Raw genomic sequence first — 24,876 nt, forward strand, 5'->3', positions numbered from 1 at the left:
GGGGGGGGGGGCGGTGTGTGGGGGGGGTGTTGGGGGGGGGGGGGGGGGGGGTGGGGGGAGGAAAGGGGGGGGGGGGGGGGGGGGGGGGGGGGGGGGGGCCCCCCCCCCCCCCCCCCGCCCGCTTGCGTTCTCTACGCTGTACCGGCCCGCTCAGTCCTCGCTGGTCGCGCTGGGCAGCTGGCTCTGGATGAGGTCCATGACCGACGAGTCGGTCAGCGTCGTGACATCCCCGAGCTGGCGGTTCTCCGCGACATCCCGCAGCAGGCGCCGCATGATCTTGCCGGAGCGGGTCTTGGGCAGTTCCGCGACCGGCAGGATCCGCTTGGGCTTCGCGATCGGCCCGAGCGCGGTGCCGACATGGTTGCGCAGCTCGGCCACGAGCCCGTCGTCGACGCTCGCCGTGCCCCGCAGGATCACGAACGCGACGATGGCCTGGCCGGTCGTCTCGTCCGCGGCACCGACCACGGCTGCCTCGGCGACCTTGGGGTGGGAGACGAGCGCCGACTCCACCTCCGTCGTCGAGATGTTGTGGCCGGAGACGAGCATGACGTCGTCCACCCGCCCCAGCAGCCAGATGTCGCCGTCGTCATCCCTCTTCGCGCCGTCCCCGGCGAAGTACTTGCCCTCGAAGCGGGACCAGTAGGTGTCGATGAACCGCTGGTCGTCGCCCCAGATGGTGCGCAGCATCGACGGCCAGGGCTCGGTGAGGACGAGATAACCGCCGCCCCCGTTGGGCACCTCGCGGGCCTCGTCGTCCACGACGGTCGCCGAGATGCCGGGCAGTGCGCGCTGGGCGGAGCCCGGCTTCGTCTCCGTCACGCCGGGCAGCGGGGAGATCATCATGGCGCCGGTCTCGGTCTGCCACCAGGTGTCCACGATCGGGGTCTTGCCGGCACCGATGTGCTCGCGGTACCAGATCCACGCCTCGGGGTTGATCGGCTCGCCCACCGAGCCCAGCACCCTCAGAGAGGTCAGATCGAACTTCGCGGGGATGTCGTCGCCCCACTTCATGAACGTACGGATCGCGGTCGGCGCGGTGTAGAGGATCGTGACCCCGTACTTCTGCACGATCTCCCAGAACCGCCCCTGGTGCGGGGTGTCGGGAGTGCCCTCGTACATCACCTGCGTGGCGCCGTTGGCCAGCGGCCCGTACACGATGTACGAGTGGCCGGTCACCCACCCGATGTCGGCCGTGCACCAGTACACGTCCGTCTCGGGCTTGAGGTCGAAGACGGCGTGGTGGGTGTAGGCCGCCTGGGTGAGATAGCCGCCCGAGGTGTGCAGGATGCCCTTGGGCTTACCCGTCGTACCCGAGGTGTAGAGGATGAAGAGCGGGTGCTCCGCGGCGAACGCCTCGGGGGTGTGCTCGGGGGACTGGCGCCCGACGATGTCGTGCCACCACACATCACGGGAGTCGTCGAAGGCGGTGTCCTGGCCGGTACGGCGGACCACCAGCACATGCTCGACCTGCGGGCACTTGGCAACGGCCTCGTCGATGGCCGGCTTGAGGGCGCTCGGCTTGCCGCGGCGGTAGCCACCGTCGGAGGTGATCACCAGCTTGGCGTCGGCGTCCTGGATACGGGAGGCGACGGCGTCGGCAGAGAAGCCGCCGAAGACCACGGAATGCGCGGCCCCGATCCGGGCGCAGGCCAGCATGGCGACCGCGGCCTCGGGGATCATCGGCAGATATACGGCGACCCGGTCGCCCGCGCGCACCCCCAGCTCGGTGAGCGCGTTGGCGGCGCGCGACACCTCGTCCTTCAGCTCCGCGTAAGTGATCGCGCGGCTGTCGCCCGGCTCGCCCTCGAAGTGGATGGCGACGCGGTCTCCGTTACCGGCTGCCACATGGCGATCGACGCAGTTGTAGGCGACATTCAGCTCGCCGTCCGCGAACCACTTCGCGAACGGTGGGTTCGACCAGTCCAGAGTCTCGGTCGGCTCGGTGACCCAGGTGAGCCGCCTCGCCTGCTCGGCCCAGAAGCCAAGCCTGTCCGCATCGGCCCGCTCGTACGCCTTCGCCGTCACATTGGCGTGCGCGGCCAGCTCGGCCGGGGGTGCGAACCGCCGGTCCTCCTTGAGCAGGTTGGCCAGGCTTTCGTTGCTCACGACATCTCCCTTTCCCAGGGCGTCCTATGTGTCCCGGGCCTAGCTCATCAGGCGAATGCCCGGGTGACAAGGGGCTTCCGGAAATTGGTTTAGACCTGTGTGATGGGGATCGGATCCGCCGGGACACGGGTCCCGGATCCGCCGTCCCGCGCCCGACTGAGAAGTGGCCCTCCTCCCCGGGGTGGTGGGGAGGGGGGCCACACACTCTCACGGATGCGGTACGAGGTCGGTTCAGGCGCGCGACTCCTCCAGCGTGGTCGGGGCCACCCGGTCGAACACCTCTTCACCGCTGAAGTCACCGCGCGCCCCGACCCCGTCCGCCAGCAGATACGCCTGGGCCTCGCCGACATGGAAGTACATGCCGTGCAACTCCAGCGTGCCCTCGGCCAGTCGGCGGGCCACCGACTCATGGGCCCGAAGATGCTCCAACTGCTGGACGACATTGGTCAGACAGAGCTGCTCGACCGCGTCGGCGGGCAGCCGTCCGGAGATCCTGGCCCAGGAGTGCTGACCGCTTCGCATCCGCTCCAGGCTGGGCAGCCCGTGGCGCAGCCAGCGCCGCAGGGGCGTACCGACCCCGGGCCCGTCCCCGTCCGCGTCTGCGGGGGTGTTCAGCAGGGCCTGCATCGCCCCGCATCCCGAATGCCCGCACACGGTGATGGACTCGACTCGCAGCACATCCACCGCGTACTCGATCGCCGCGGCCACCGAATCGTCCGCGCCGTCCGCCCCTGGCAGCGGGACCAGATTCCCCACGTTCCGCACGGTGAACAGGTCGCCAGGACCACTGGACGTGATCATGCTCGTGATCAGCCGGGAGTCCGCGCAGGTGAGGAAGAGCTGCGAAGGCCGCTGTCCCTCGCGCGCCAGCCGGGCCAGCTCACCGCGTACCAGCGGCGCCGTATTGCGCTGGAAGGAGCTGATCCCGCTGGCCAGTTGGCGGACTCCGGGCGAACGCGCCGCGCCCGCGGACAGCGTGTGGCACATAGCGGTCTTCTTCGCTCCGGGCCACGCCGTACCGGAGAGATCGGCCGCGGACGGGTCGCTCGCGGGCTGGTCGGTGGTGGACGCGTCGGCGGTGGACGGATCGTTCGCGGGCCGGTCGGCGGTGAACGGGGTGGCCGTGGTCGAGGCGAATGCGGGCGGTGCGCCTCCGGACGGCTTGCCTCCGGACGGGTCGGCTGCGGAGGGGGCGTCCGCGGGTGGGACGACGCGTGTCCGCTCTCCATGTTGCGAGGCATTCACCTGCACGGGGGAGTGCTCCCCGCACCTGTGGTTGCGCCAGGGCGTCCAGGGCCGGCAGCAGGTGGGCGACTCCGTGGCCGGCTCGGCGATCCGGCCGCCCGCCCGCCCCGTGAACTCGGCCACACGGCCATGGGCGATATGAGCCATCTGCCAGTCGTGCAGCGCCTCGAACGCCGCGTGGTCCATGAAAGAGCCGTCCAGCTCGACCACACAGTCCGAGTCCCAGGGCACCTGGTGCAGCACCCGGCTGAGCCGCGGTACGGCGAGGAACGTCAACTGACCCCGCGCGCGTACGCGGTGGATCCCGTCCTGCACCTCGACCGTGATCCGGGTCCTGGTGAGCCGGTGCAGGGCCACCGCGACCGCCACAGCGATCCCGATCACCACGCCTTCCAGTACGCCGGTGAACACCACGGCGGCCAGCGTCACCACGTACACCAGCATTTCGCGGTTCCGCTGCACGCTGCGCAGATGGACGAGGTTCACCATCTGGACCCCGACGACCATCACCAGCGCGGCCAGGGCCGCCAGCGGGATCAGATCCAGCACGGGCACCAGCAGCAGGGCCGCGATCGCGACCCACAGCCCGTGCAGCATGGTCGAATTCCGGCTCACAGCGCCGGACGCCACATTGGCGGCGCTGCGGACGGCGACCCCTGTGATGGGCAGACCGCCGAGCGCGCCCGAGACGACATTCCCCGCCCCTTGTCCGGCCAGCTCCCGGTCCAGCCGGGCGCGCGGGATATGGACGCCGGGCTTCTTGCGCGCCGCCGTCAGCTTGTCCACGGCGACCGCGGACAGCAGCGATTCGACGCTGCCGACCAGGGTGACGGTGAGAACGGCCGCGAGCAGTCCGAGCACCGGCCCCTCGGGCAGCGCGGGCAGGGCATGGCTGCTCCAGGAGGGCAGATCGACGCGCTCCAGACTGACCCCGGCGAGCGCGGCCAGGGTCGTCGCGATCGCCACCGCCGCGAGCGTGCCCGGGATCTTACGTACGATCCGGCCCGTACGCCCCGGAATCCGTGGCCAGGCGAGCAGTACGGCGATGGTCAGCAGGCTTACGGAGAGCGCGCCCGGATGCAGATTGGCCAACTGGGCGGGCAGGCCGCGCACATTGTCGACGGCGGAGCTCTGCGGCGTACCGCCGAGCACGATATGGAGCTGGGCGAGCGCGATCGTGACACCGATGCCGGCGAGCATGCCGTGCACGATCGCCGGGCTGACGGCGAGCGCCGAGCGGGCCACCCGCAGCGCCGCGAGGCCGAGTTGGGCGAACCCGGCGCAGATGGTGATGGCGCAGGTGACGCGCCAGCCGAACTGCTGGATCAGATCGGCGGTGACGACGGTGAGTCCGGCGGCGGGGCCGCTGACCTGAAGCGGGGCCCCGCCCAGCCGGCCGACGACCAGACCGCCGACGGCGGCGGCCACCAGGCCCGCCTGGAGCGGTGCGCCGGTGGCGAGCGCGATGCCGAGGGAGAGCGGCAGCGCGATCAGGAAAACGGAGATCGACGCGGATACGTCGGCTCCGGCGATCCGGAACCCGCGCCCTCCGCGCCCTCCTCGGCCGCCACGGTCGTCGCGGTCGTCGTGCGGAGGTCTGCGCGGTCGGCGCAAGCGTGAGAGGCGCGCCAACGGGGACGCGGGCTCGGTGGGGGCGGTGCGGGTGGGGATGGCGGCAGTCATATTTCCCGTCTCCTCCGGGGCGGCGCGGTCGCGGTATAGGGGGGCGCGGCCGTGGGTCACGGCGTGCAGTGGCGGGACGTGTTTCCTCAACACTCGGTAAATAGATCGTAATGGAGAGTAAAGACTCCGGCATTACTTTCCGGGCAAATGGGGCAATGCTTCACCCTGAGGGGTGATTAGTGATCTTGTACGGCTTGTCGTTTCTTCATCTCATCGGTCTCAGTGCGACGTTGTCGGCGCTCGGCGCCGTGCCGGCAGTCGCCGCTCGGCACTTCGGTACTGAAACCTGAGGGAAGAGGGTGGGCGGATGCTGGCCGCCACAAAGAGAATCGGCTTCGGCGCCGCCGTCATGGCGCTCGCCGTCGGACTCGGGGGGTGTTCCGGATCGCCGGGAGCCGACAAGGAGGCCCCGAAGGGTGCCCACGGCGCCAAGGGGGCCCCCGGAGCCCAGAACGCCCCCCATCTCATCGGCGACGGCTCCACCGCGTTCACCGGCGCCCAGCCGCATCTGCCGAAGCCGGAGCGGCTGAAGCCGGGCCAGGAACCACCCCAGTTCGTGGTGTTCTCCTGGGACGGCGCGGGCGAGGACAGCCAGAAGCTCTTCTCCCACTTCCGCGGGGTGGCCAAGAAGTACAACGCGAAGATGACGTACTTCCTGAGCGGCGTCTATCTGCTCCCGGAGGAGAAGGCCGACCTGTACGACCCGCCGCAGCACGATCGCGGCACCTCGGACATCGGTTTCAATGACACACAGGGCATCAAGGACACCCTGCGGGAGCTGCGCGGCGCCTGGCGCGACGGCAATGAGATCGGCACCCACTTCAACGGCCACTTCTGCGGCAACGAGGGCGGCGTCGGTACCTGGTCCGTCGACGAGTGGAAGAGCGAGATCAACCAGGCCAAGTCCTTTGTGAAGACCTGGAAGACCAACGCGGGCCTGAAGGAGGAGGCCCCGCTCCCCTTCGACTATGACAAGGAAGCGATCGGCGCCCGTACGCCCTGCCTGGAAGGGCAGAAGAACATGATGCGGGCGGCGAAGACGATGGGATTCCGCTACGACTCCAGCGGCATCGGCAACCAGGTCTGGCCGAAGAAGGCGGACGGTCTCTGGGACATTCCGCTCCAGCTGGTCCCGGTGCCGGGGCGTGATTTCGAGACGCTCTCGATGGACTACAACTTCATGTTCAACCAGTCAGGGACGGTCAACGGCGATCCCTCGCAGCACGCGTACTGGGGCAACCAGATGCGTGACGGACTGCTGGAGGCCTTCGACCGCGCCTATCACGGGAACCGCGCGCCGCTGATCATCGGCAACCACTTCGAGTCCTGGAACGGCGGCACGTACATGACCGCCGTCGAGGACACGATCAAGACGGTCTGCGTCCAGAAAGAGGTGCGGTGCGTGACGTTCCGCCAGCTCACCGACTGGCTGGACGCGCAGGACCCGGAGACCCTGGACAAATTCCGCGGCCTGGGCGTCGGCAAGGCGCCCAAGGGCGGCTGGACGGCACTCGCGGCCGCCCCCGCGTCCAAGAGCCCGTCCCCGGCCGCCCGCCCGGCAGGCCACTCGGAAGAGCGCTGACGGCGCCGGCGGCGGGACGGAGGACGGGGGCTTCGCGGTCCCCTTCAGGAGGGCTGGGGTACGGCGAGTGCTTCGCCGAGGACGAAGGCGGGGTCGACCTGCGCGGCGAGATCGACACCCGTCTTCGCGTTGCCCCAGCTCTCCGCGTTCCTGAGGTGGAAGTGGACCATCTGCCGTGTGTACCGCTCCCAGTCGCGGTGCTCGTACGAATCCTCCGCCGCGTCCTGGAGCGTCTGGAGCGCGCAGCGGTTGTCCGCCTCCAGGAGTTCGAAGCGGATCGGCCGGCCCTTCTCCATCGCCCGGACCCAGTCGGAGTGGCCCACCGTGACGAGCAGGTCGTCGCCGACCTCCTCGCGCAGGAAGTCCAGATCGTCCTGCCCCTGGACCTTGTTGCCGATCACCCTCAGCGAGACGCCGAAGTCCCGCGCGTACTCCTTGTACTGGCGGTATACGGACACGCCCTTGAGCGTCGGCTCCGCCACCAGGAACGTCATGTCGAACCGGGTGAACATCCCGGACGCGAACGAGTCCGAGCCCGCCGTCATGTCGACCACCACATACTCGTCCGGGCCGTCGACCAGATGGTTGAGGCACAACTCGACCGCGCCGACCTTGGAGTGGTAGCAGCTCACCCCGAGATCGGACTCGGTGAAGGGGCCGGTTGCCATCAGCCGGATCTCGCCGTCGTCCAACTGGACGGTCCGGGCGCACGCGTCGTACACCGGATTGTTCTCGCCGACCCGGAGCAGCCGCGACCCCTCACCAGGCGGTGTTGTCTTGATCATCGCTTCGGCCGACGGGATCCGTGGGTTGCTGCCCCGCAGGTAGTCCTTGATCAGCGGGAGATGCGCACCCATCGCGGGCAGCGCGGCGGCTTCCGGCTCGTCGAGGCCGAGCGCGGCCCCGAGATGCTGATTGATGTCGGCGTCCACCGCGACGACGGTGGCCTCGTTGGCGGTCAGATGACGGATGAAGAGCGAGGACAGCGTGGTCTTGCCGCTGCCGCCCTTGCCCACGAAAGCGATCTTCATGTTCACCTAGGGTAGTGGCAATCTCGCGCAAGGTGAGCGGGTCGAGTGAGGAAGACCACTCCAAGGTGGGGCGCGCGGCCCGGGCGCGTAGCCTCGCTACTTATGAGTACGACTGCCTCTGACGCTTCCTTCGCGCCCCGGCCGGAGGACCCCCTGCTCGCGCTGGCCTCCTTGCCCGGGGTTCCCGACGCGGTGGATTCCGTACGCAGGGCGGTCGACCGCGTCTACAGCCACCGTGTGATGCGGCGCCGCAGCAACGAGGTCACCTCCGAGGCGGCCCTGCGCGCGGCGCGCGGCTCCGCGGCGCTGTCCGGTGCCGACTGGGCGCTCGAAGAAGTGCGTCGGCGCAGCGACTTCGGTTCGGAGGCCGAGGCCCGTACGGTCGGCGCGGCGCTCCGACTGAACGCCGAGGCCGGTCAACTTCTCTCCATCTGGGGGCAGTCGCCGCTGCGCGTGCTCGCCAGGCTGCATCTGGTGGCCGCCGGGGGCGCGGGCGTCACGGACGAGACCGTGGGGCGGCCCCGGCTGACGGGCGAGCCGGTCGTGGAGGCGCCCGAGTGTGTTGTTCCTGAACCGCTGGACAAGACTCCGCTGCCGGGAGCGGACGAGGTGGCCGGACGGCTGGAGGGGCTGTCCCGGCTGGTGGTCGCGCCGGGCAGGGCGCCGGCCCTGGTGACGGCGGCGGTGGTGCACGGCGAACTGCTGGCGCTGCGGCCCTTCGGCTCGTACAACGGCCTCGTGGCGCGGGCGGCCGAGCGTGTGGTGCTGATCGGCAGCGGCCTTGACCCCAAGTCGGTCTGTCCGGCGGAGGTGGGACACGCGGAACTGGGGCCCTCGGCGTACGCCGCCGCCTTCGACGGCTATCTGTCGGGCACCCAGGAGGGGATGGCTGTGTGGATCACCCACTGCGGGCGGGCGATCGAACTAGGGGTACGGGAGTCCACCGCCGTATGCGAGGCGCTTCAGCGGGGCGCGGCCTGAGCCGAGGCGCCATAAGGGGCCGGGACGCCGTAAGGAGAAGTGGCCTCAGCGGAAGTGGCCTCAGCGGAAGTGGCCCTCAGCGGAAGTGGCCTGAACAGGGTTGCGGCGGCGCCTCGTTGGCACCGCCGCTGGCATGTCCACCGAGTTACCAAGCGTCCTCGTTGTGTTGCCCATCAGGTCGGGTACTTCGCCCGTCACCTGGTGCGGCTGGCCCGTAATCGACGGGTCGACGTCGCGTGGGTGCTCAGTTTTCATGCTCGGTCCGTGGGGCCTGGTGCGTACAACAGGTGATCCTCTCGGATGTCCTTGGTCTCGCGGGCCGTTGACTCCTTTCTACTCCTGTCCGCAGGGATGGGAAACCCCTGGCCGGACTTCTTTACTTTTGGGTTCAAATAACGACAAAACGGTCATGGAGGTGCGCGCCCTGTCCGACCGGACGGCCCAGGGGCCGGACGGCGCGGGCGTCAGGCGTCAGGTGAGGGCCGACTGCCTCCGCTTGGTGGCGTACCAGACCAGACCCGCCGTCGCGGCGGCCGCGCCCACCGCTGCCGCCGCGACCAGTGCCGGCCGAGGCGGCATCGAGAAGGCGGGCAGGCGCTGCTTGAGACGTACGGGCCGGTTGAAGACGAGAATCGGCCAGTCGCGCGCCGCCGCCTCCCTGCGCAGTGCGCGGTCCGGGTTGACCGCGTACGGATGTCCCACCGACTGGAGCATCGGTACATCGGTGTAGGAGTCGCTGTACGCGTAGCAGCGGGAGAGGTCGTACCCCTCCGACGCGGCGAGCGCCTTGATGGCCTCGGCCTTGGTCGGCCCGTACGCGTAGTACTCCACCTCACCCGTGAAGCAGCCGTCGGCGCCGACGACCATCCGGGTGGCCACCACCCGGTCGGCGCCGAGCAGATCGCCGATGGGTTCGACGACCTCGGCGCCGGAGGTGGACACGATCACCACATCGCGGCCGGCGGTGTGATGGTCCTCGATGAGGGACGCCGCCTCGTCGTAGATGATCGGGTCGATGAGATCGTGCAGCGTCTCGGCGACGATCTCTTTGACCTGCTGGACGTTCCAGCCCTTGCAGAGAGCGGAGAGATACTCCCGCATCCGCTCCATCTGATCGTGATCTGCGCCTCCGGCGAGGAAGACGAACTGCGCGTATGCGGTGCGCAGTACGGCGCGGCGGTTGATCAGGCCGCCTTGGTAGAAGGACTTGCTGAAGGTCAACGTCGATGACTTCGCAATGACCGTCTTGTCCAGGTCAAAGAAGGCTGCTGTGCGCGGCAAGGAGTGGTTTTCCACGAGGCCGAGCATATGCGCCCACCATTCGGCGTAAGCTGGGGCGCGTGGGTTTGCCTGAGAAGGCTCTCGGGTACACCATGGAAGTCACGGATCGTTCGCGACCGTGCTAACCCGGTCCGGCTCCTCCCCCCCCCGAGTCGGCCGTGGGGACGACCCCCGCTCTCCCCCCCGGCGGGGGTCGTCGCATGTCCGGACGCGTTTTTGGCTCGTCGAAGCCACTCGTCCCCCTTTCTGAAGCTCTCTGCGCGATGGTGCTCCCGCAAGCATGCCCGTCACTGTGCGTAGCGAATGCGCTGCTCTCCGGAAGTCACTGGTATGAGCTACCGGGATATTCACAACTGGTGAGTTGTCCACAGTTTTCAAGCAAGATCCACACGATTTCTTGTTGCGCTGCACGGTGATTCCTGCCGCGAAGTTCGCGGCAGCCGGAATCACGGATACCGGATCACTGCGAGATCGCGGAGAGAAGCGCTCGCGGATAGCCGGATCGAAGAAGAGATAGGGGGGCGGAGATCGTGGCTGGATCCATGACATCCGATCGTTCGCGGATCGGCGGGGGAGGCGGGGCCGGGCCGCTGATTCTGACCGAGGATGTGGAGTTGCTCGACGATCTGCTGAGGCTCTGTGCCGCGGCCGGAGCCGAGCCGCAAGTCCACCATTCGGTGCCGGAGCGGAAGGGGTGCTGGGAGGACGCGCCGATGGTTCTCGTCGGCGACGACGCGGCGGCGCGTTGCCGTGGTGCCGCCCGCAGACGGGACGTGATGCTCGTCGGGCGGGACCAGGACGACCCGGGTGTGTGGCGGCGAGCGGTGGAGATCGGCGCGGACTGCGTGCTGAGGCTCCCCGACGCCGAGAGCTGGCTCGTCGACCGGATCGCGGACGCCGCCGAAGGGGTCGGCCGGCCCGCGCTCACCGTCGGTGTGATCGGCGGGCGTGGCGGCGCGGGGGCTTCGACGCTGGCGTGCGCCCTGGCCGTCACCGCGGCGCGCGCGGGCCGGCGCACGATGCTCATCGACGCCGATCCGCTCGGCGGTGGCCTTGACGTGGTGCTCGGCGGCGAGCAGGCGGAGGGCAGAAGGTGGCCGGATTTCGCCGCTTCCAAGGGGCGTGTCGCGGGCGGCGCGCTGGAGGAGTCGCTGCCCCGGCTCCATGAACTGCGGGTGCTCAGCTGGGACCGCGGCGATTCGGTGATGCTCCAGCCGGAGGCCATGCGGTCGGTGCTCGCGGCGGCCCGCAGGCGCGGCGGAGTCGTGGTCGTGGATCTTCCCCGGCGAGTCGACGAAGCCGTGGCGGAGGCCCTGGCGCAGCTGGATCTGGGGCTGCTGGTGGTGCCCGCCGAGCTGCGGGCCGTCGCCGCGGCCGGCCGGGTGGCCTCGCTGGCGAACATGGTCCTCAGGGATCTGCGGGTGGTGGTCCGGGGTCCGTACGCCGCCGGGCTGGACGAGCGATGGATCGCCGGCGCGCTCCGGTTGCCCCTGGTGGGCGAATTGCCTCTGGAGCCCGGTCTGTCCGAGTCCCAGGACGGCGGCGCGCCGCCGGGATCCCGGGCGCGAGGACCGCTCGCCGCGTTCTGTACGGCGTTCTGGGAGCGGGCGCTGGCCGGGGCCGGGGACGGGAGCGTGACGACATGAGCGGCGGCGGGGCGGCGTACGGGCTGCTGGACGCCGTACGGCAGCGGCTCGCGGAGAGCGGGGCGGACCCGACGCCGGCCAGGGTGGCGGCGGCGCTGCGGGCCCAGGGGCGGTTGCTGGGCGATACGGAAGTGCTCGGCGCCGCGGCGGAGTTGCGGTGCGAGCTGGTGGGGACAGGCCCTCTGGAGCCGCTTCTCGACGACCCCTCGGTGACGGACGTGCTCGTCTCCGCGCCCGACCGGGTGTGGGTGGACCGGGGCGGTGGTCTTGAGCTGACGGCCGTGACGTTCACCGACGCCGCCTCCGTACGGAGACTGGCGCAGCGGCTCGCGGCCGCGGCCGGGCGCCGGCTCGACGACGCCAGACCCTGGGTGGACGCGCGGCTGCCCGACGGGACACGGATGCACGCGGTGCTGCCGCCGGTGGCGGTGGGCTCGACCTGCCTGTCGCTGCGGGTGGTACGGCCCAAGGCGTTCTCGCTGCCGGAGCTGACCGCGGCGGGGACGGTACCGCCGGGTGGGGAGCGGGTGCTGCGGGCGCTGATCGAGTCCCGGCTGTCGTTCCTGATCAGTGGGGGCACGGGCACGGGCAAGACCACGCTCCTGTCCACACTGCTCGGTCTGGTCGGCGAGCGCGAGCGGATCGTACTGGCCGAGGACTCCGCCGAGTTGAGGCCCGATCATCCGCATGTGGTGCGGCTGGAGGGCAGGCCGGCGAACCAGGAGGGCGCGGGCCTGGTGACGTTGCGGGATCTGGTCAGACAGGCGCTGCGTATGCGGCCGGACCGGCTGGTCGTCGGCGAGGTCCGGGGCCACGAGGTCACGGAACTGCTCGCCGCCCTGAACACGGGACACGAAGGCGGCTGCGGCACCGTACACGCGAATACCGCGGCGGACGTGCCGGCGCGTCTGGAGGCGCTGGGAACGGCGGCGGGGCTCGACCGGGCGGCGTTGCACAGTCAGCTGGCGGCGGCGCTGTCGGTCGTGATCCATCTCGTACGGGACCGCGACGGGCGCCGGAGGATCGCCGAGGTGCACGTGCTGGAACGGGATCCGGCAGGGCTGGTGGTGCCGGTGCCCGCGTTGCGCTGGGGCGCCGGAGGCTTCGCGTACGACCGTGGCCGGCAGCGGTTGCTGGCGCTGATCGGAGGCGCGCCGTGACGGCTCTGACGACGCATGTCACCGCTTTCGCGGCGGTGCTGTTCGCCGGGGGAGCGGTCCGGCTGGCCATCAGGCAGGAACGGGGCTTGCGCCGGGCCGGACAACTGCTCGCGGCCCCGGGCTCGTCCGTCGCCGCGGTGCCGGGGGCGCCGCCGTGGGAGCGATGGCTGCCGAAGGCCCGCGAGGGGGCGCGACGGCTGCGGGGGAAGTGGCTCTGCCTGGCGCCCGCGGTGCTGCTCGCGCTGCTGGGCGAGTCGGTCCTGCCGCTGCTCGGCGGCGTGCTGGCGGTGCCGCTGGTGGGGCGGTGGCTGCGCGCCAGGGAGCGGAGGAAGGCGCGCGAGCGGATGGCCGACAGGATCGTCGCGTTGTGCGGCACGGCCGCAGGCGAGCTGCGAGCCGGCCTGCACCCCACCCAGGCCCTGCTCGCCGCCGCACGGTCGACCGGTGGCCTGGGAAGCGCGGAGGGCGCGGTGCTGGCGGCCGCGCGGTTCGGCGGCGACGTACCCGACGCCCTGCGGAAGGCGGCGCGTGAGCCGGGAGCGGACGGCCTTGTCGGGCTCGCGGCCTGCTGGCGGGTGGCTGTGGACGGCGGGGCGGGGCTCGCCGCCGGGCTGGACCGTCTGGAAGCGGCGCTGCGGGCGGAGAGAGAGCAACGGGAAGGGTTACGAGCCCAGCTGGCGGGCGCCTGGGCGACAGTCGTGGTGCTGGCGCTGCTTCCCGCGGTGGGCCTGGCGCTGGGCTGGGCCCTGGGCGCGGATCCGCTGCGTGTCCTGCTGCACACCCCGGCCGGGCTCGGCTGTCTGCTGGTGGGCGGGCTGCTGGAGGGCGCGGGCCTGTGGTGGGCCGCCCGGATCGTACGGACCGGGGAGGCGCCGTGACGGGGGAGTTCACCCACAGGCTGTGGGCGGTTGTCCCGGCGCTCACCGCGGCCGGCTCTGTGGCCATGGTGTGTCTGGCCCTGGTGTCTCTCGCCTTCGCGGTGGAGGCCGGGCGGCGTGAACGGCGGGCGCGGGCGCGGTTCGTGGCCCTGCTGGCGGTCGCGTACGGACGGCGGCGGCCACGGTCCCGGGCGGCCGCGGTGTGGGCGCGGCGCTGGGGTCCGCCGGGCGTCGCGGTGATCTTCGGCTGGATCATGGTCGGCGGGGTGGCCGGCTGGCTGGTCGGGCTCGCCGGGGCGTACGGGGTCCGCAGGTGGTCGCGTACGAGAAAGCCGGGAGACCGTACCGGCACCGATGAGGCGGCCCGTCAGCTCCCGCTCGCCGCCGATCTGCTGGCCGCCTGCGTCGCCGCCGGGGCGGGGCCGCGCGAGGCGGCGGAGGCGGTCGGGGAGTCGCTGGGCGGACCCGTTGGCGACCGGCTGGCACGGACGGCCGCGGAGCTGCGGCTCGGCGGCGAACCGGCCGAGGCGTGGGGGCGGTTCGGGGAGATACCGGGCGCGGCGGGGCTGGCCCGCTGTCTCGAACGGGCGGGATCGACGGGAGCGCCGGCCGCCGAGCCGGTCTCCCGGCTGGCCGCGGGCTTCAGGGCGGAACGAGCCCGGGAGGCGGTGGCCAGAGCCCAGCGGGCCCAGGTGCTGATCACGGCCCCCGTGGGGCTGTGCTTTCTCCCCGCCTTCCTGGCGGTGGGGGTGGCCCCGGTGGTCATCGGCCTGGCGAGCGGACTGCTGAACGGCAGCTGACCACTGACCAACTGACCAACTTTCCACGGCTTCTACGGGGAGATGACATGAGGATGAGGATCCGACGCATGCGGCGGGTAGGGCTGCGCGGGGCGCGGGCAGACGCAGGGATGACCACGTCCGAGTACGCGGTGGGGACGATCGCCGCCTGCGCGCTCGCTGCGGTGCTCTACAAGGTAGTCACGAGCGGGCCTGTGGCGGGTGCCTTGCAGTCGTTGATCGGCAGGGCTCTCAGTGCGCAGTTCTGAGACGGTCCGTACGCGCCCGGCCCGGGGCCGTCGCCCGGCCCGTCGCGGTGACCGGGGGTTCGTGACGGCGGAGGCGGCGATGGCGGTACCGGCGCTGGCCGTGTTCGCCCTGGCCCTCGTCTGGGCTCTGATGGCGGCTTCCTCACAGATCCGGTGTGTGGACGCGGCGCGGGCGGGGGCGAGAGCGGCCGCCAGAGCCGAGCCACGGGCCGCGGCGGTGGCCGCCGCCCGTTCGGCCGCCCCGGCGGGCGCCAGGGTCGCTCTCGGCCGTACAGGCGATCTGTGGCGGGTGCGGGTGGAGGCGCCGACGCCCGGACCGGGCGCCCTGGCCCTCACGCTCACCGCCGAGGCCGTCGCGTCGGCGGAGGACGCGGTGGACGTCCCGGACCCCGTACAGGCCGCGAGAGACGGCTCCAGGGGCCCGCGCAGAGCCGGAGCGGCGCCATGACCGGGGAGCGGGCCAGGGACGGGGCCGCCAGGGCCAGGGCGGGGAGCGGGGACCGTGGGTCGGCGACGGTGTGGGCGGCGGTGGCGGCGACCGCGCTGTGCGCCGTCTTCGCCCTGGTGCTCGCGATGGGACAGGCGGTCGTCACTCGGCACCGGGCGGGCACGGCGGCCGATCTGGCGGCCCTCGCCGCGGCGGACCACGCGCTCCTCGGTTCGGCGGACGCCTGCCGCAGAGCGGTCGCGGTGGCGGCGGCGCAGGGATCGGAGGTGGTGCGGTGCGTGGTGAGCGGTGAGATCGCGGACGTGACGGCGCGGGCGGCCTTCGGGCCGTACACCCCGACGGTCAGGGCACGGGCGGGACCACCACCGCTCCCCGTGCCTCCGCCAGGCGCCGTGCCGGGTCTCGCGGGCTAAACCACGGTGGACGCGTCCGCGACCGCGTCCGCGACCACGTCCGCGTCGGCAACCGCGACCGCGACGGGATCCGCTTCCGGTTCCGCTTCGGCCCGCGCGTCGGGGGCGGTGCTGAGCAGCTCGGTCAGCAGCCGTACGGCACCTCGCTTGTGCAGGGGGTCGTTGCCGTTGCCGCACTTCGGGGACTGGATGCAGGACGGACAGCCGGCGTCGCACTCGCAGGAGGCGATCGCCTCGCGGGTGGCACCGAGCCACTCCCGTGCTGTCCGGAAGGCCCGCTCCGCGAAGCCCGCGCCGCCGGGATGGCCGTCGTACACGAAGACTGTCGGCAGCAGCGTGTCCGGGTGGAGGGGCACGGACACCCCGCCGATGTCCCAGCGGTCGCAGGTCGCGAAGAGCGGCAGCATCCCGATCGAGGCGTGCTCGGCGGCGTGCAGCGCGCCGCCCAGCTGCTCCGGATTGACCCGGGCCCGGTCGAGCTGGTCCTCGGTGACGGTCCACCACACGGCCCGGGTGCGGAGCGTCCGTGGCGGCAGGTCGAGTTTGCTCTCGCCCAGTACCTCGCCGGTGATCAGCCGGCGGCGCAGAAAGGAGACCACCTGGTTGGTGACTTCGACGGAGCCGTAGCAGAGGCGTCCCTCGCCCCACGGGATCTCCGTGTCGGTTTCGAGCACGGAGATGGCGGTGGTGTCGCGGGCGGTGGTGGAGTACGGCGGGTTCGCCTCTTCGACCAGGGCGACCGAGTCCGCCAGGTCGAGCCGCTTCACCAGGTACGTACGGCCCTGGTGGAGGTGGACGGCGCCGTCGTGGACGGCGGTGTGGGAGGCGGCTTCGTCGACCGTGCCCAGCAGCCGTCCTGTCCCCGCCTCGACGATCTGGACGGGACTGCCGCCCTCGCCCCGGATGTCGGCGAGATCGGCGGCCCGCTCGCGGCGGGTCCAGTACCAGCCGGAGGCGCGGCGCCGCAGCAGCCCCGCGGTCTCCAGCTGCGGGAGCAGGTCGGGTACGGCGGGGCCGAAGAGCGTCAGATCGGCTTCGGTGAGGGGGAGTTCCGCGGCCGCCGCGCACAGATGGGGGGCGAGGACGTACGGGTTGTCGGGGTCGAGGACGGTGGACTCGACGGGCTGCCGGAACAGCGCCTCGGGGTGGTGGACGAGGAACGTGTCCAGCGGATCGTCCCGCGCGACCAGGATGGCCAGCGCTCCCTGCCCGGAGCGGCCTGCCCGGCCCGCCTGCTGCCACAGGGACGCGCGGGTGCCCGGATATCCGGCGATGACGACGGCGTCCAGGCCCGAGACGTCGATGCCCAGCTCCAGGGCGGTGGTGGCGGCGAGGCCGAGCAGCTCGCCGGAGTGCAGGGCGTTCTCCAGGGCGCGGCGTTCCTCGGGGAGGTAGCCGCCTCGGTAGGCGGCGACCCGGCGGGCCAGCGAGCGGTCCACCTCGGCCAGCCGTTCCTGGGCGATGACGGAGATGAGCTCGGCGCCGCGCCGGGAGCGTACGAAGGCGACCGTACGGACGCCCTGGACGGTCAGGTCGGTGAGGAGGTCGGCGGTCTCGGCGGTGGCGGTACGGCGGACGGGGGCGCCCTTCTCGCCGTGCAGCTCGGTGAGCGGCGGCTCCCAGAGCGCGAAGACCAGCTCGCCGCGCGGTGAGGCGTCGTCGGCGACCTCGTGGACGGGCAGCCCGGTGAGCCGGCCGGCGGCCTGGGCAGGCTCCGCGGCCGTCGCCGAGGCGAGCAGGAAGACCGGATTCGCTCCGTAACGGGCGCATACGCGGCGGAGCCGGCGCAGTACCTGCGCCACATGGGAGCCGAAGACACCGCGGTAGGTGTGGCACTCGTCGATGACGACATAGCGCAGGGCGCGCAGGAAGGAGGCCCAGCGGGGGTGGGACGGGAGTATCCCCCGGTGCAGCATGTCCGGATTGGTCAGCACGTAGTTGGCGTACTGCCGGACCCACTCCCGCTCCTCGACGGGGGTGTCACCGTCGTAGACGGCGGGGCGCACGTGATTGCCGAGCGGGGCGGCCAGCGCCTTGACGGCGCGGCGCTGGTCGGCGGCGAGCGCCTTCGTCGGGGCGAGGTAGAGCGCGGTCGTTCCCCGGCCGTTGGGCGCCTCGGAACCGTCGAGGAGGGTGCTCAGTACGGGGGCGAGATACGCCAGGGACTTGCCGGAGGCGGTGCCGGTGGCGATCACGACGGACTCGCCGTCCAGGGCGTGCTCGGCGGCGGCCGCCTGGTGGGCCCACGGATGGTCGATACCGGCCCGCTGAATGGCGTTGATCACTTCCGGGCGGATGCGGTCGGGCCAGACGGCATGACGCCCCGCACGTGGGGGCAGGTGCTCCGTATGGGTGATGCGCGCAGCACGGCCCGCCCCCGTGGCGAGCCGGTCCAGGACCGTACGGGGGGAGGGGCGGTTGCCCCCGCTCTCGGGGGGTCCACTGGGGCGGTGATTCCTGGCCATCGGCATCGAGTGTGTCACTGGCGTGACGGACAATGGTCTCAAGGCGTCGTGCATGACTGCTGGTAAGTGATTGAATGCCATCGCGGCTGGCGATACGTCCCCTGGCTCCGTCGGGGAGACCCGAGGGGCGACCGCTCGATAGCAAGGTGCTGGAGGATCCGTGGACCTGTCCCTGTCGACTCGCAATGTGTCCGGCCCTGGTGGCGACCGTACGGTCGTCGAGGTCGGTGGCGAGATTGATGTGTATACCGCGCCCAAGCTGCGCGAGCAGTTGGTCGAGTTGGTGAACGACGGCAGCTACCACCTGGTTGTCGACATGGAGGGCGTGGACTTCCTGGACTCGACCGGTCTCGGCGTGCTCGTGGGTGGCCTGAAGCGAGTGCGCGCCCATGAGGGCTCGCTGCGCCTGGTCTGCAACCAGGAGCGCATTCTCAAGATCTTCCGGATCACCGGTCTCACCAAGGTGTTCCCGATCCACACCACGGTCGACGAGGCCGTAGCGGCCACCGACTGAGGTCGGCCGCGTCTTCCGGAGGAGAGAGGGCAGAGGCACCGGGCGTGATGCCCGGCGCCCGCGCCCGTGAGTTTCCACGCTCGTACGTTCGAGGGGGATCGCATGGCCACCGTTGAACTCCGCTTCAGCGCCCAGCCCGAACACGTCAGAACGGCCCGTCTGGTGGCGGCCGCCGTGGCTCGCCGGGCAGGCGTCGATGAAGCTGTGTTGGACGAGGTCAGACTCGCGGTCGGTGAAGCGTGCAGCCGGGCGGTCGGGCTGCACCGCAGCCATGGCATCACCGCTCCGGTGAGAGTCGTGCTGAACGAGGAGGAGAAAACCTTCTCCATCGAGGTCGGCGACGGCGTCACGGCCACGGGCGGTGCCGCCGGCGAGGCCCGTGACGGCGCGGCTCCGGCCGACTCCCACGAGAGCGACGCCGAGGGTGAGGACGAGATGGGTCTCGCGGTCATCAGCGGGCTCGTCGACGATGTGGAGGTCACCTCGGGCGACGACGGTGGCGTCATCCGGATGAGCTGGCCGACGGCCGCGGCCGTCGCGCTGCCCTGACGGCACACGGCACTGCCACCGGCCCTTTCGGGCAGCCGAACGGGGAGCCGGTGATCCATTCCAGAAAGGCCCTGCCGAGCAGGGCCTTTCTCTTTTCCATCGGATTATCGATCACCCATTAACGCGCTTATCCCATTACCCTTTCCAAGGTCATTCGATAAGTCAAGGTCAATTGCATGTGGCGTGCTCTGTTTTGATCAGGTTCCGCTCCCTACAATCCGTCCATCTTGAACGCTGAGCGTCAAGGAGGACGAATGGCGGGGCACTTCCAACCACAACTGTCCGAGCACCCCACTTCTCTCGCCGCGGCGATACTCACGGATGACAACCGCGTCATCGTGATCGTCATCGCGGTCGTCGCGCTGGCGGCGCTGTTCGTTGCCCAGCTGCTGGTGCGCCAGGTGCTGGCGGCCGGCGAGGGCACCGATTCGATGAAGGAGATCGCGGCCGCGGTCCAGGAAGGCGCGAATGCCTATCTGGCACGGCAGTTGCGCACCCTCGGCGTATTCGCCGTCGTGGTGTTCTTCCTGTTGCTGTTGTTGCCGGCCGACAACTGGTCACAACGCGCGGGACGTTCGTTGTTCTTCCTGGTGGGTGCGCTTTTCTCGGCGGCCACCGGTTACATCGGCATGCGTCTCGCCGTACGCAGCAATGTGCGGGTGGCGGCGGCCGCGCGTGAGGCGACACCGGCGGAGGGTGAGCCGGAGAAAGATCTCACGGCCGTTTCGCACAAAGCCATGAGGATCGCATTCCGTACGGGTGGCGTGGTCGGCATGTTCACGGTGGGCCTCGGTCTGCTCGGTGCCTCCTGCGTGGTCCTCGTCTACGCCGCCGACGCCCCCAAGGTGCTGGAGGGCTTCGGCCTCGGGGCCGCGCTGATCGCCATGTTCATGCGCGTCGGCGGCGGCATCTTCACCAAGGCGGCCGACGTCGGCGCCGACCTGGTCGGCAAGGTCGAGCAGGGGATCCCCGAGGACGATCCGCGCAACGCGGCGACGATCGCCGACAACGTGGGCGACAACGTCGGTGACTGCGCGGGCATGGCCGCAGACCTGTTCGAGTCGTACGCGGTGACGCTCGTCGCCGCGCTGATCCTCGGCAAGGCGGCGTTCGGGGACTTCGGGCTGGCCTTCCCGCTGATCGTCCCCGCGATCGGGGTGATCACCGCGATGATCGGCATCTTCGCGGTCGCCCCGCGCCGCGCCGACCGCAGCGGGATGAGCGCCATGAACCGCGGCTTCTTCATCTCCGCGGTGATCTCGCTCGCGCTGGTGGCCGTGGCGTCGTTCGTCTACCTGCCCTCCACGTACGCGGAGCTGGACGGGGTCACGGACCAGGCGATCCTGACGCACAGCGGTGACCCGAGGGTGCTCGCCCTGCTCGCGGTGGCCATCGGGATCGTGCTGGCAGCCCTGATCCAGCAGCTCACCGGCTACTTCACCGAGACCGGCCGGCGCCCGGTCAGGGACATCGGCAAGTCCGCCCTGACCGGGCCCGCCACCGTCGTGCTCGCGGGGGTGGCCATCGGTCTGGAGTCCGCTGTCTACACGGCGCTGCTGATCGGCCTCGCGGTCTACGGGGCGTTCCTGCTCGGCGGTACGTCGATCATGCTCGCCCTCTTCGCGGTGGCCCTGGCGGGCACCGGGCTGCTCACCACCGTCGGCGTGATCGTGGCCATGGACACCTTCGGGCCCGTCTCCGACAACGCCCAGGGCATCGCCGAGATGTCCGGCGACGTCGAGGGCGCGGGCGCGCAGGTGCTCACCGACCTCGACGCCGTGGGGAACACCACGAAGGCCATCACGAAGGGCATCGCCATCGCCACGGCCGTACTCGCCGCGTCGGCGCTCTTCGGCTCGTACCGGGACGCCATCGCCACGGCCGTCGCGGAGGTGGGGGCCAAGGCGGGCGAGCTGACGCTCAGCCTGGACATCTCGCAGCCCAACAACCTGGTCGGGCTGATCCTGGGCGCCGCGGTCGTCTTCCTCTTCTCGGGGCTGGCGATCAACGCGGTCTCGCGATCGGCCGGTTCGGTGGTCTACGAGGTGCGCAGGCAGTTCCGCGAGCACCCCGGGATCATGGATTACACCGAGAAACCGGAGTACGGCCGGGTGGTCGACATCTGCACCAAGGACGCGCTGCGCGAGCTGGCCACCCCGGGACTGCTCGCCGTCCTCACCCCCATCGCCGTCGGCTTCTCGCTCGGCGTGGGCGCGCTCGGCTCGTTCCTGGCCGGCGCGATCGGTACGGGCACGCTGATGGCCGTCTTCCTCGCCAACTCGGGCGGTGCCTGGGACAACGCCAAGAAGCTCGTCGAGGACGGTCATCACGGCGGCAAGGGCAGTGAGGCCCACGCCGCGACGGTCATCGGGGACACCGTGGGAGACCCGTTCAAGGACACGGCGGGTCCCGCCATCAACCCCCTGCTGAAGGTGATGAACCTGGTGGCGCTGCTCATCGCCCCGGCGGTGGTGCAGTTCAGTTACGGGGCGGACGCCAGCGCCGGCGTCCGCACGCTGGTGGCGGTGCTCGCCCTTGTCGTCATCATCGGCGCGGTCTATGTCTCCAAACGGCGCTCGGTCACGGTGGACGGCGGGAGCGAGGGCGGCGGGGGCGGTTCCGGCGGCGGGAGCGAGAAGTCGCCCGACCCGGTGGCGGCTCCCTGACGACTCCTGACGGCTGCTGCGGCTTCTGACGGCTGAGAAACGCACAGGAGCGGGCGGGTGGCGCGGAGTGACGCGCCGCCCGCCCGCTCACGTCCGTGAGGGACGGCGTACGTCCGGCGTGAGGTGTCTCTCTCTTGGTGCAAATGGCTGCAATAGGGTATTGAACGGACGTTTGGCGCGCGGTTGTCGCCCACTTGGCGTGTATGTTCCGGGGCCGAGAGCCTTGGAAGGGACCCATCCGGTGAACAAGAAGCTTGTGGCCGCGCTGTCCGGCGGTGCGGTGCTGCTCATGGCGCTGTCCGGCTGCAGTGGTGATGACAGCGAACAAAAGGTGAACGACTGGGCCAAGAAGGTCTGTGACCAGGTTCAGCCTCAACTGACGAAGATCGCGGACGCCAACACCTCCATCCAGCAGGCGACCTCCGACAGCAGCAAGCCCGCTGATGTCCAGAAGGCCGACTCGGCTGCCTTCCAGGCCATCTCCGACGCCTACAAGGCGCTGGGCTCCGCCGTGGACGGCGCGGGCGCCCCGCCCGTCACGGACGGCGAGAAGACCCAGAAGGAGGCCGTCAAGGAGCTCAACGCCACCGCGACGGCGTACGCGGGCCTCAAGACGAAGGTCGACGCGCTCGACACCAAGGACCAGGCGGACTTCGCCGACGGCCTCAAGGGCGTCGCGGACGAGCTGGACAAGCTCGGCAAGAGCGGCGACCAGGCACTCCAGAAGCTCCAGTCCGGCGACGTCGGCAAGGCGATGGCGAAGCAGACCGGCTGCCAGAAGCCCCCCTCGACGGCCGGGGGGTCCGCTTCCCCGGCGGCGTGACCCGACGGCACGCCACCGCACCACACCGTCCGCTCCCGGGCGCCCTCAGGGGCTTCGGGCCGCTCCGGAACGCGGTCGCACACGGCCCGCGGCCCGGTCCCCCGAACGGAGGGGCCGGGCCGCGGGCCGTTGTCAGTGGCAGCCGCCACAATGTGGGGGTGAGTACGACCAGCCTTCCCGCGCCCGACCACTCGCCCCGACTCCGTGCGGCCCTGCTCGCCGCCGACTTCACCGCAGACGGCCTGCTCGACCTGCTCGGCGCACCCGCCTATGCCGCGCTGGCCCGCAGCGAGACCGTGCCCGCGCTCCGTGCCACCCCCGGCGACACCCCGCTCGAAACGCTCGTACGGCTCTTCCTGCTCCAACGACCGGTCCCGGGGGAGCGCGCGGCTGCCGCGCTGCCGCTGGACGAGGCGCTCGCCGACGGCTGGGTCACACAGGACGGGGACGACGGCGACGACGTCCACGCGACGGTGGACGTACGGCCGTACAGCGGGCCCGAGGGGCAGGACTGGTTCATCGTCTCCGACCTGGGCCGCGCGGTCGGCGGCGCCTCGGGCGCGGGCGGCCATGACGAGGGGGTGGTGCTCGGCGTCGGCGGCGCCTCGACGACCCTGGCCGGGATCACCGTACGCGCACCGGTCGGGAGCGCGCTCGATCTCGGCACCGGCTCCGGTATCCAGGCGCTGCACGCCGCCCAGCACGCCACCCGCGTCACGGCCACCGACCTCAACCCCCGGGCGCTCGGCTTCACGCGGCTGACGCTGGCCCTTTCCGGCGCCCCCGCCGCCGAGCTGCGCGAGGGCTCGCTCTTCGAGCCGGTCGCGGACGAGACGTACGACCTGATCGTCTCGAATCCGCCGTTCGTCATCTCGCCCGGGGCCCGGCTCACCTACCGCGACGGCGGGATGGGCGGGGACGAACTGTGCCGCACGCTCGTCCAGCAGGCGGGGGAGCGGCTGAACGACGGCGGATTCGCGCACTTTCTCGCCAACTGGCAGCACGTGGAGGGGGAGGAGTGGCAGCAGCGGCTGCGCTCGTGGGTGCCGCGCGGCTGTGACGCCTGGATCGTGCAGCGCGAGGTCCAGGACGTGACGCAGTACGCCGAGCTGTGGCTGCGCGACAGCGGTGACCACAGGGCCGACCCGGAGGAGTACACCGCGCGGTACGAAGCGTGGCTGGACGAGTTCGAGGCCCGTAAGACCAAGGCCGTCGGCTTCGGCTGGATCACGCTCAGGAAGACGGGGGCCGCGGAGCAGTCGATCGTCGTGGAGGAGTGGCCGCATCCGGTGGAGCAGCCGCTCGGCGAGACCGTACGGGCCCATTTCGAGCGCCAGGACTATCTGCGGACGCACGACGACGCGGCGCTCCTCGCCGGCCATTTCGTCCTGGCGCCCGAGGTGGTCCAGGAGCAGGTGGGGCTGCCGGGTGCCGAGGACCCGGAGCATGTGGTGCTCCGTCAGCACCGCGGTATGCGCCGGGCCACGAAGGTCGACGCGGTCGGGGCCGGTTTCGCGGGGGTCTGTGACGGGACCTTGAGCGCGGGACGGATCCTGGACGCGATCGGCCAGCTGATGGGGGAGGATCCGGTGCTGCTCAGGGACCGTACCCCGCAGGCGATCCGGCTCCTGGTGGAGGAGGGATTCCTGGAACCGGCGCCCGCGCCCCGATGACGCCGCCCGGATGACGCCGCCGCGGTGACGCCGCCGCGGTGAGGGGCGCGGTGCGGGGCGGCCTCGGCGTGCGGGTGAAAGAGCGCGGCGTTCACCCGGAATTCGCGCTGGTGACGTCCCGGGGTGCCAGCCTCGGCCCACTGACACCTCGGCGCCCGCCAGCGGGTGCCACGGAATGAGCGGGGTACGGGCATGGAGAGTGGGCCGGCGATCTTCGCGGGGACGGCGTTCACGCTGTTCAGTGCCGCGCTGCTGCTGTGGACGGGGGCACGCGTGCTGCACCGCGCGCCGGTGGCCCACGGCGTACGGCCCGCGGCGTCCATCACGCTCGCGACACTCTCGGGCGTGGTCTTTCTCGCTCTCGGCGTGTGGTGCTTCGGTCGTATCTGAGGGTTTCCGACGTATCCGGGCCCGGTTTCCGGACGCCGGAGCGGAACCTCCGGCCATGATCGGTAAGGCCCGTGCGCGGCTCCGGCAGGCCGCCGGACCTGCACCGGACGCGCCGGGGGCCGTGATCCGGAACCATCGCCGCGTATCCCGGCGGAATCACTGCCTCCGCGTTCCGACGCGACGAGCCCGGGGGTCCGGGCGGCAGGAATGACTGGAGTCGGGTTACCGTTCGAGTGGCCGTTGCGGGCTTTCGCCGTTTGACACGGGGGCGGGTTGTACCGTCACACTCCGCAG

Annotated in this window: 20 protein-coding genes; 15 read left to right on the plus strand and 5 right to left on the minus strand. The window is 71.1% G+C overall.

Features of this window, described 5'->3' with window-relative positions:
* Window positions 1–150: 150 nt before the first annotated feature.
* Both acs and ACZ7LS_RS15915 read right to left on the minus strand, forming a co-directional pair.
* Complete coding sequence (gene acs / locus ACZ7LS_RS15910) at window positions 151–2,106, minus strand: acetate--CoA ligase (RefSeq protein WP_385134836.1); 1,956 nt, start codon at window positions 2,104–2,106, stop codon at window positions 151–153.
* 231 nt (window positions 2,107–2,337) lie between these two features.
* Window positions 2,338–5,034 carry a bifunctional SulP family inorganic anion transporter/carbonic anhydrase gene (locus tag ACZ7LS_RS15915; RefSeq protein WP_385134834.1) on the minus strand — a complete coding sequence of 899 codons (2,697 nt, stop codon included), beginning with the start codon at window positions 5,032–5,034 and terminating at the stop codon, window positions 2,338–2,340.
* 307 nt (window positions 5,035–5,341) lie between these two features.
* On the opposite strand from ACZ7LS_RS15915, the gene ACZ7LS_RS15920 reads away from it, so the two are divergent.
* The gene (locus ACZ7LS_RS15920) at window positions 5,342–6,616 is read left to right on the plus strand and encodes a polysaccharide deacetylase family protein (protein ID WP_382670603.1); all 1,275 of its coding nucleotides are present in this window, start codon (window positions 5,342–5,344) and stop codon (window positions 6,614–6,616) included.
* A gap of 44 nt (window positions 6,617–6,660) precedes the next feature.
* On the opposite strand, the gene ACZ7LS_RS15925 is transcribed toward ACZ7LS_RS15920, so the two are convergent.
* The gene (locus tag ACZ7LS_RS15925; RefSeq protein ID WP_382521018.1) at window positions 6,661–7,647 is read right to left on the minus strand and encodes an ATP-binding protein; all 987 of its coding nucleotides are present in this window, start codon (window positions 7,645–7,647) and stop codon (window positions 6,661–6,663) included.
* Window positions 7,648–7,749: 102 nt separating this feature from the next.
* Here ACZ7LS_RS15925 and ACZ7LS_RS15930 point away from each other — a divergent pair, with 102 nt between their 5' ends.
* Window positions 7,750–8,628 carry a Fic family protein gene (locus ACZ7LS_RS15930; protein WP_385134832.1) on the plus strand — a complete coding sequence of 293 codons (879 nt, stop codon included), beginning with the start codon at window positions 7,750–7,752 and terminating at the stop codon, window positions 8,626–8,628.
* Window positions 8,629–9,099: 471 nt separating this feature from the next.
* On the opposite strand, the gene ACZ7LS_RS15935 is transcribed toward ACZ7LS_RS15930, so the two are convergent.
* Window positions 9,100–9,936 (minus strand): HAD family hydrolase, encoded by an 837-nt coding sequence (locus tag ACZ7LS_RS15935; protein ID WP_382521015.1) that lies wholly within the window; start codon window positions 9,934–9,936, stop codon window positions 9,100–9,102.
* A 515-nt stretch (window positions 9,937–10,451) separates the two neighbouring features.
* Between ACZ7LS_RS15935 and ssd the strand changes: the two genes are divergently transcribed.
* The 7 genes from ssd to ACZ7LS_RS15970 all read left to right on the plus strand — a co-directional run bounded on the left by ssd (window position 10,452) and on the right by ACZ7LS_RS15970 (window position 15,502).
* Entirely contained in the window at window positions 10,452–11,555 is a 1,104-nt protein-coding gene (ssd, locus tag ACZ7LS_RS15940) for a septum site-determining protein Ssd (protein WP_382521013.1), read from the plus strand.
* Window positions 11,552–12,715 (plus strand): TadA family conjugal transfer-associated ATPase, encoded by a 1,164-nt coding sequence (locus ACZ7LS_RS15945; protein ID WP_382521011.1) that lies wholly within the window; start codon window positions 11,552–11,554, stop codon window positions 12,713–12,715. Before ssd ends, ACZ7LS_RS15945 begins: the two co-directional genes overlap by 4 nt.
* Complete coding sequence (locus ACZ7LS_RS15950; protein ID WP_385134829.1) at window positions 12,712–13,593, plus strand: type II secretion system F family protein; 882 nt, start codon at window positions 12,712–12,714, stop codon at window positions 13,591–13,593. Before ACZ7LS_RS15945 ends, ACZ7LS_RS15950 begins: the two co-directional genes overlap by 4 nt.
* Window positions 13,590–14,393 carry a type II secretion system F family protein gene (locus tag ACZ7LS_RS15955; RefSeq protein ID WP_385134827.1) on the plus strand — a complete coding sequence of 268 codons (804 nt, stop codon included), beginning with the start codon at window positions 13,590–13,592 and terminating at the stop codon, window positions 14,391–14,393. Before ACZ7LS_RS15950 ends, ACZ7LS_RS15955 begins: the two co-directional genes overlap by 4 nt.
* Window positions 14,394–14,440: 47 nt before the next feature.
* On the plus strand, window positions 14,441–14,641 hold the full coding sequence (locus ACZ7LS_RS15960; RefSeq protein WP_382521006.1) for a DUF4244 domain-containing protein: 201 nt from the start codon (window positions 14,441–14,443) through the stop codon (window positions 14,639–14,641).
* Window positions 14,642–14,720: 79 nt separating this feature from the next.
* On the plus strand, window positions 14,721–15,089 hold the full coding sequence (locus ACZ7LS_RS15965) for a TadE family type IV pilus minor pilin (RefSeq protein WP_382521004.1): 369 nt from the start codon (window positions 14,721–14,723) through the stop codon (window positions 15,087–15,089).
* A complete protein-coding gene (locus ACZ7LS_RS15970) occupies window positions 15,086–15,502 on the plus strand; it encodes an Rv3654c family TadE-like protein (protein ID WP_382521002.1) in 417 nt (138 codons plus the stop codon). The genes ACZ7LS_RS15965 and ACZ7LS_RS15970 overlap by 4 nt, the downstream gene beginning before the upstream one ends.
* Here ACZ7LS_RS15970 and ACZ7LS_RS15975 read toward each other — a convergent pair.
* A complete protein-coding gene (locus tag ACZ7LS_RS15975) occupies window positions 15,499–18,048 on the minus strand; it encodes a DEAD/DEAH box helicase (RefSeq protein ID WP_385134825.1) in 2,550 nt (849 codons plus the stop codon). The genes ACZ7LS_RS15970 and ACZ7LS_RS15975 overlap by 4 nt on opposite strands.
* 79 nt (window positions 18,049–18,127) lie before the next feature.
* Here ACZ7LS_RS15975 and ACZ7LS_RS15980 point away from each other — a divergent pair, with 79 nt between their 5' ends.
* From ACZ7LS_RS15980 to ACZ7LS_RS16005, 6 genes are all read left to right on the plus strand, one after another.
* Window positions 18,128–18,481 carry an STAS domain-containing protein gene (locus tag ACZ7LS_RS15980; protein ID WP_003967428.1) on the plus strand — a complete coding sequence of 118 codons (354 nt, stop codon included), beginning with the start codon at window positions 18,128–18,130 and terminating at the stop codon, window positions 18,479–18,481.
* Window positions 18,482–18,583: 102 nt separating this feature from the next.
* Entirely contained in the window at window positions 18,584–19,030 is a 447-nt protein-coding gene (locus tag ACZ7LS_RS15985) for an ATP-binding protein (protein WP_382670584.1), read from the plus strand.
* Between the two features lie 254 nt (window positions 19,031–19,284).
* The gene (locus tag ACZ7LS_RS15990) at window positions 19,285–21,696 is read left to right on the plus strand and encodes a sodium-translocating pyrophosphatase (protein WP_385134823.1); all 2,412 of its coding nucleotides are present in this window, start codon (window positions 19,285–19,287) and stop codon (window positions 21,694–21,696) included.
* A gap of 241 nt (window positions 21,697–21,937) precedes the next feature.
* Entirely contained in the window at window positions 21,938–22,519 is a 582-nt protein-coding gene (locus ACZ7LS_RS15995) for a small secreted protein (RefSeq protein WP_382520994.1), read from the plus strand.
* Between the two features lie 158 nt (window positions 22,520–22,677).
* Complete coding sequence (locus tag ACZ7LS_RS16000; protein WP_385136791.1) at window positions 22,678–24,192, plus strand: DUF7059 domain-containing protein; 1,515 nt, start codon at window positions 22,678–22,680, stop codon at window positions 24,190–24,192.
* Between the two features lie 192 nt (window positions 24,193–24,384).
* Window positions 24,385–24,582 (plus strand): hypothetical protein, encoded by a 198-nt coding sequence (locus tag ACZ7LS_RS16005; RefSeq protein ID WP_382520991.1) that lies wholly within the window; start codon window positions 24,385–24,387, stop codon window positions 24,580–24,582.
* Window positions 24,583–24,876 lie beyond the last annotated feature (294 nt).

The organism is Streptomyces sp. NPDC039430 (genome assembly GCF_055639435.1).

Excerpts from the sequence above, each read along its gene's own strand:
- ACZ7LS_RS15960 (WP_382521006.1), top strand. The coding sequence starts at position 14,441 with ATGAGGATGAGGATCCGACGCATGCGGCGGGTAGGGCTGCGCGGGGCG.
- ACZ7LS_RS16005 (WP_382520991.1), top strand. The coding sequence starts at position 24,385 with ATGGAGAGTGGGCCGGCGATCTTCGCGGGGACGGCGTTCACGCTGTTC.
- ACZ7LS_RS15930 (WP_385134832.1), top strand. The coding sequence starts at position 7,750 with ATGAGTACGACTGCCTCTGACGCTTCCTTCGCGCCCCGGCCGGAGGAC.
- ACZ7LS_RS15915 (WP_385134834.1), bottom strand. The coding sequence starts at position 5,034 with ATGACTGCCGCCATCCCCACCCGCACCGCCCCCACCGAGCCCGCGTCC.
- ACZ7LS_RS15935 (WP_382521015.1), bottom strand. The coding sequence starts at position 9,936 with ATGCTCGGCCTCGTGGAAAACCACTCCTTGCCGCGCACAGCAGCCTTC.
- ACZ7LS_RS15970 (WP_382521002.1), top strand. The coding sequence starts at position 15,086 with ATGACCGGGGAGCGGGCCAGGGACGGGGCCGCCAGGGCCAGGGCGGGG.
- ACZ7LS_RS15920 (WP_382670603.1), top strand. The coding sequence starts at position 5,342 with ATGCTGGCCGCCACAAAGAGAATCGGCTTCGGCGCCGCCGTCATGGCG.
- ssd (WP_382521013.1), top strand. The coding sequence starts at position 10,452 with ATGACATCCGATCGTTCGCGGATCGGCGGGGGAGGCGGGGCCGGGCCG.
- ACZ7LS_RS15925 (WP_382521018.1), bottom strand. The coding sequence starts at position 7,647 with ATGAAGATCGCTTTCGTGGGCAAGGGCGGCAGCGGCAAGACCACGCTG.
- ACZ7LS_RS15990 (WP_385134823.1), top strand. The coding sequence starts at position 19,285 with ATGGCGGGGCACTTCCAACCACAACTGTCCGAGCACCCCACTTCTCTC.
- ACZ7LS_RS15965 (WP_382521004.1), top strand. The coding sequence starts at position 14,721 with ATGGCGGTACCGGCGCTGGCCGTGTTCGCCCTGGCCCTCGTCTGGGCT.
- ACZ7LS_RS15945 (WP_382521011.1), top strand. The coding sequence starts at position 11,552 with ATGAGCGGCGGCGGGGCGGCGTACGGGCTGCTGGACGCCGTACGGCAG.
- ACZ7LS_RS15975 (WP_385134825.1), bottom strand. The coding sequence starts at position 18,048 with ATGGCATTCAATCACTTACCAGCAGTCATGCACGACGCCTTGAGACCA.
- ACZ7LS_RS15985 (WP_382670584.1), top strand. The coding sequence starts at position 18,584 with ATGGCCACCGTTGAACTCCGCTTCAGCGCCCAGCCCGAACACGTCAGA.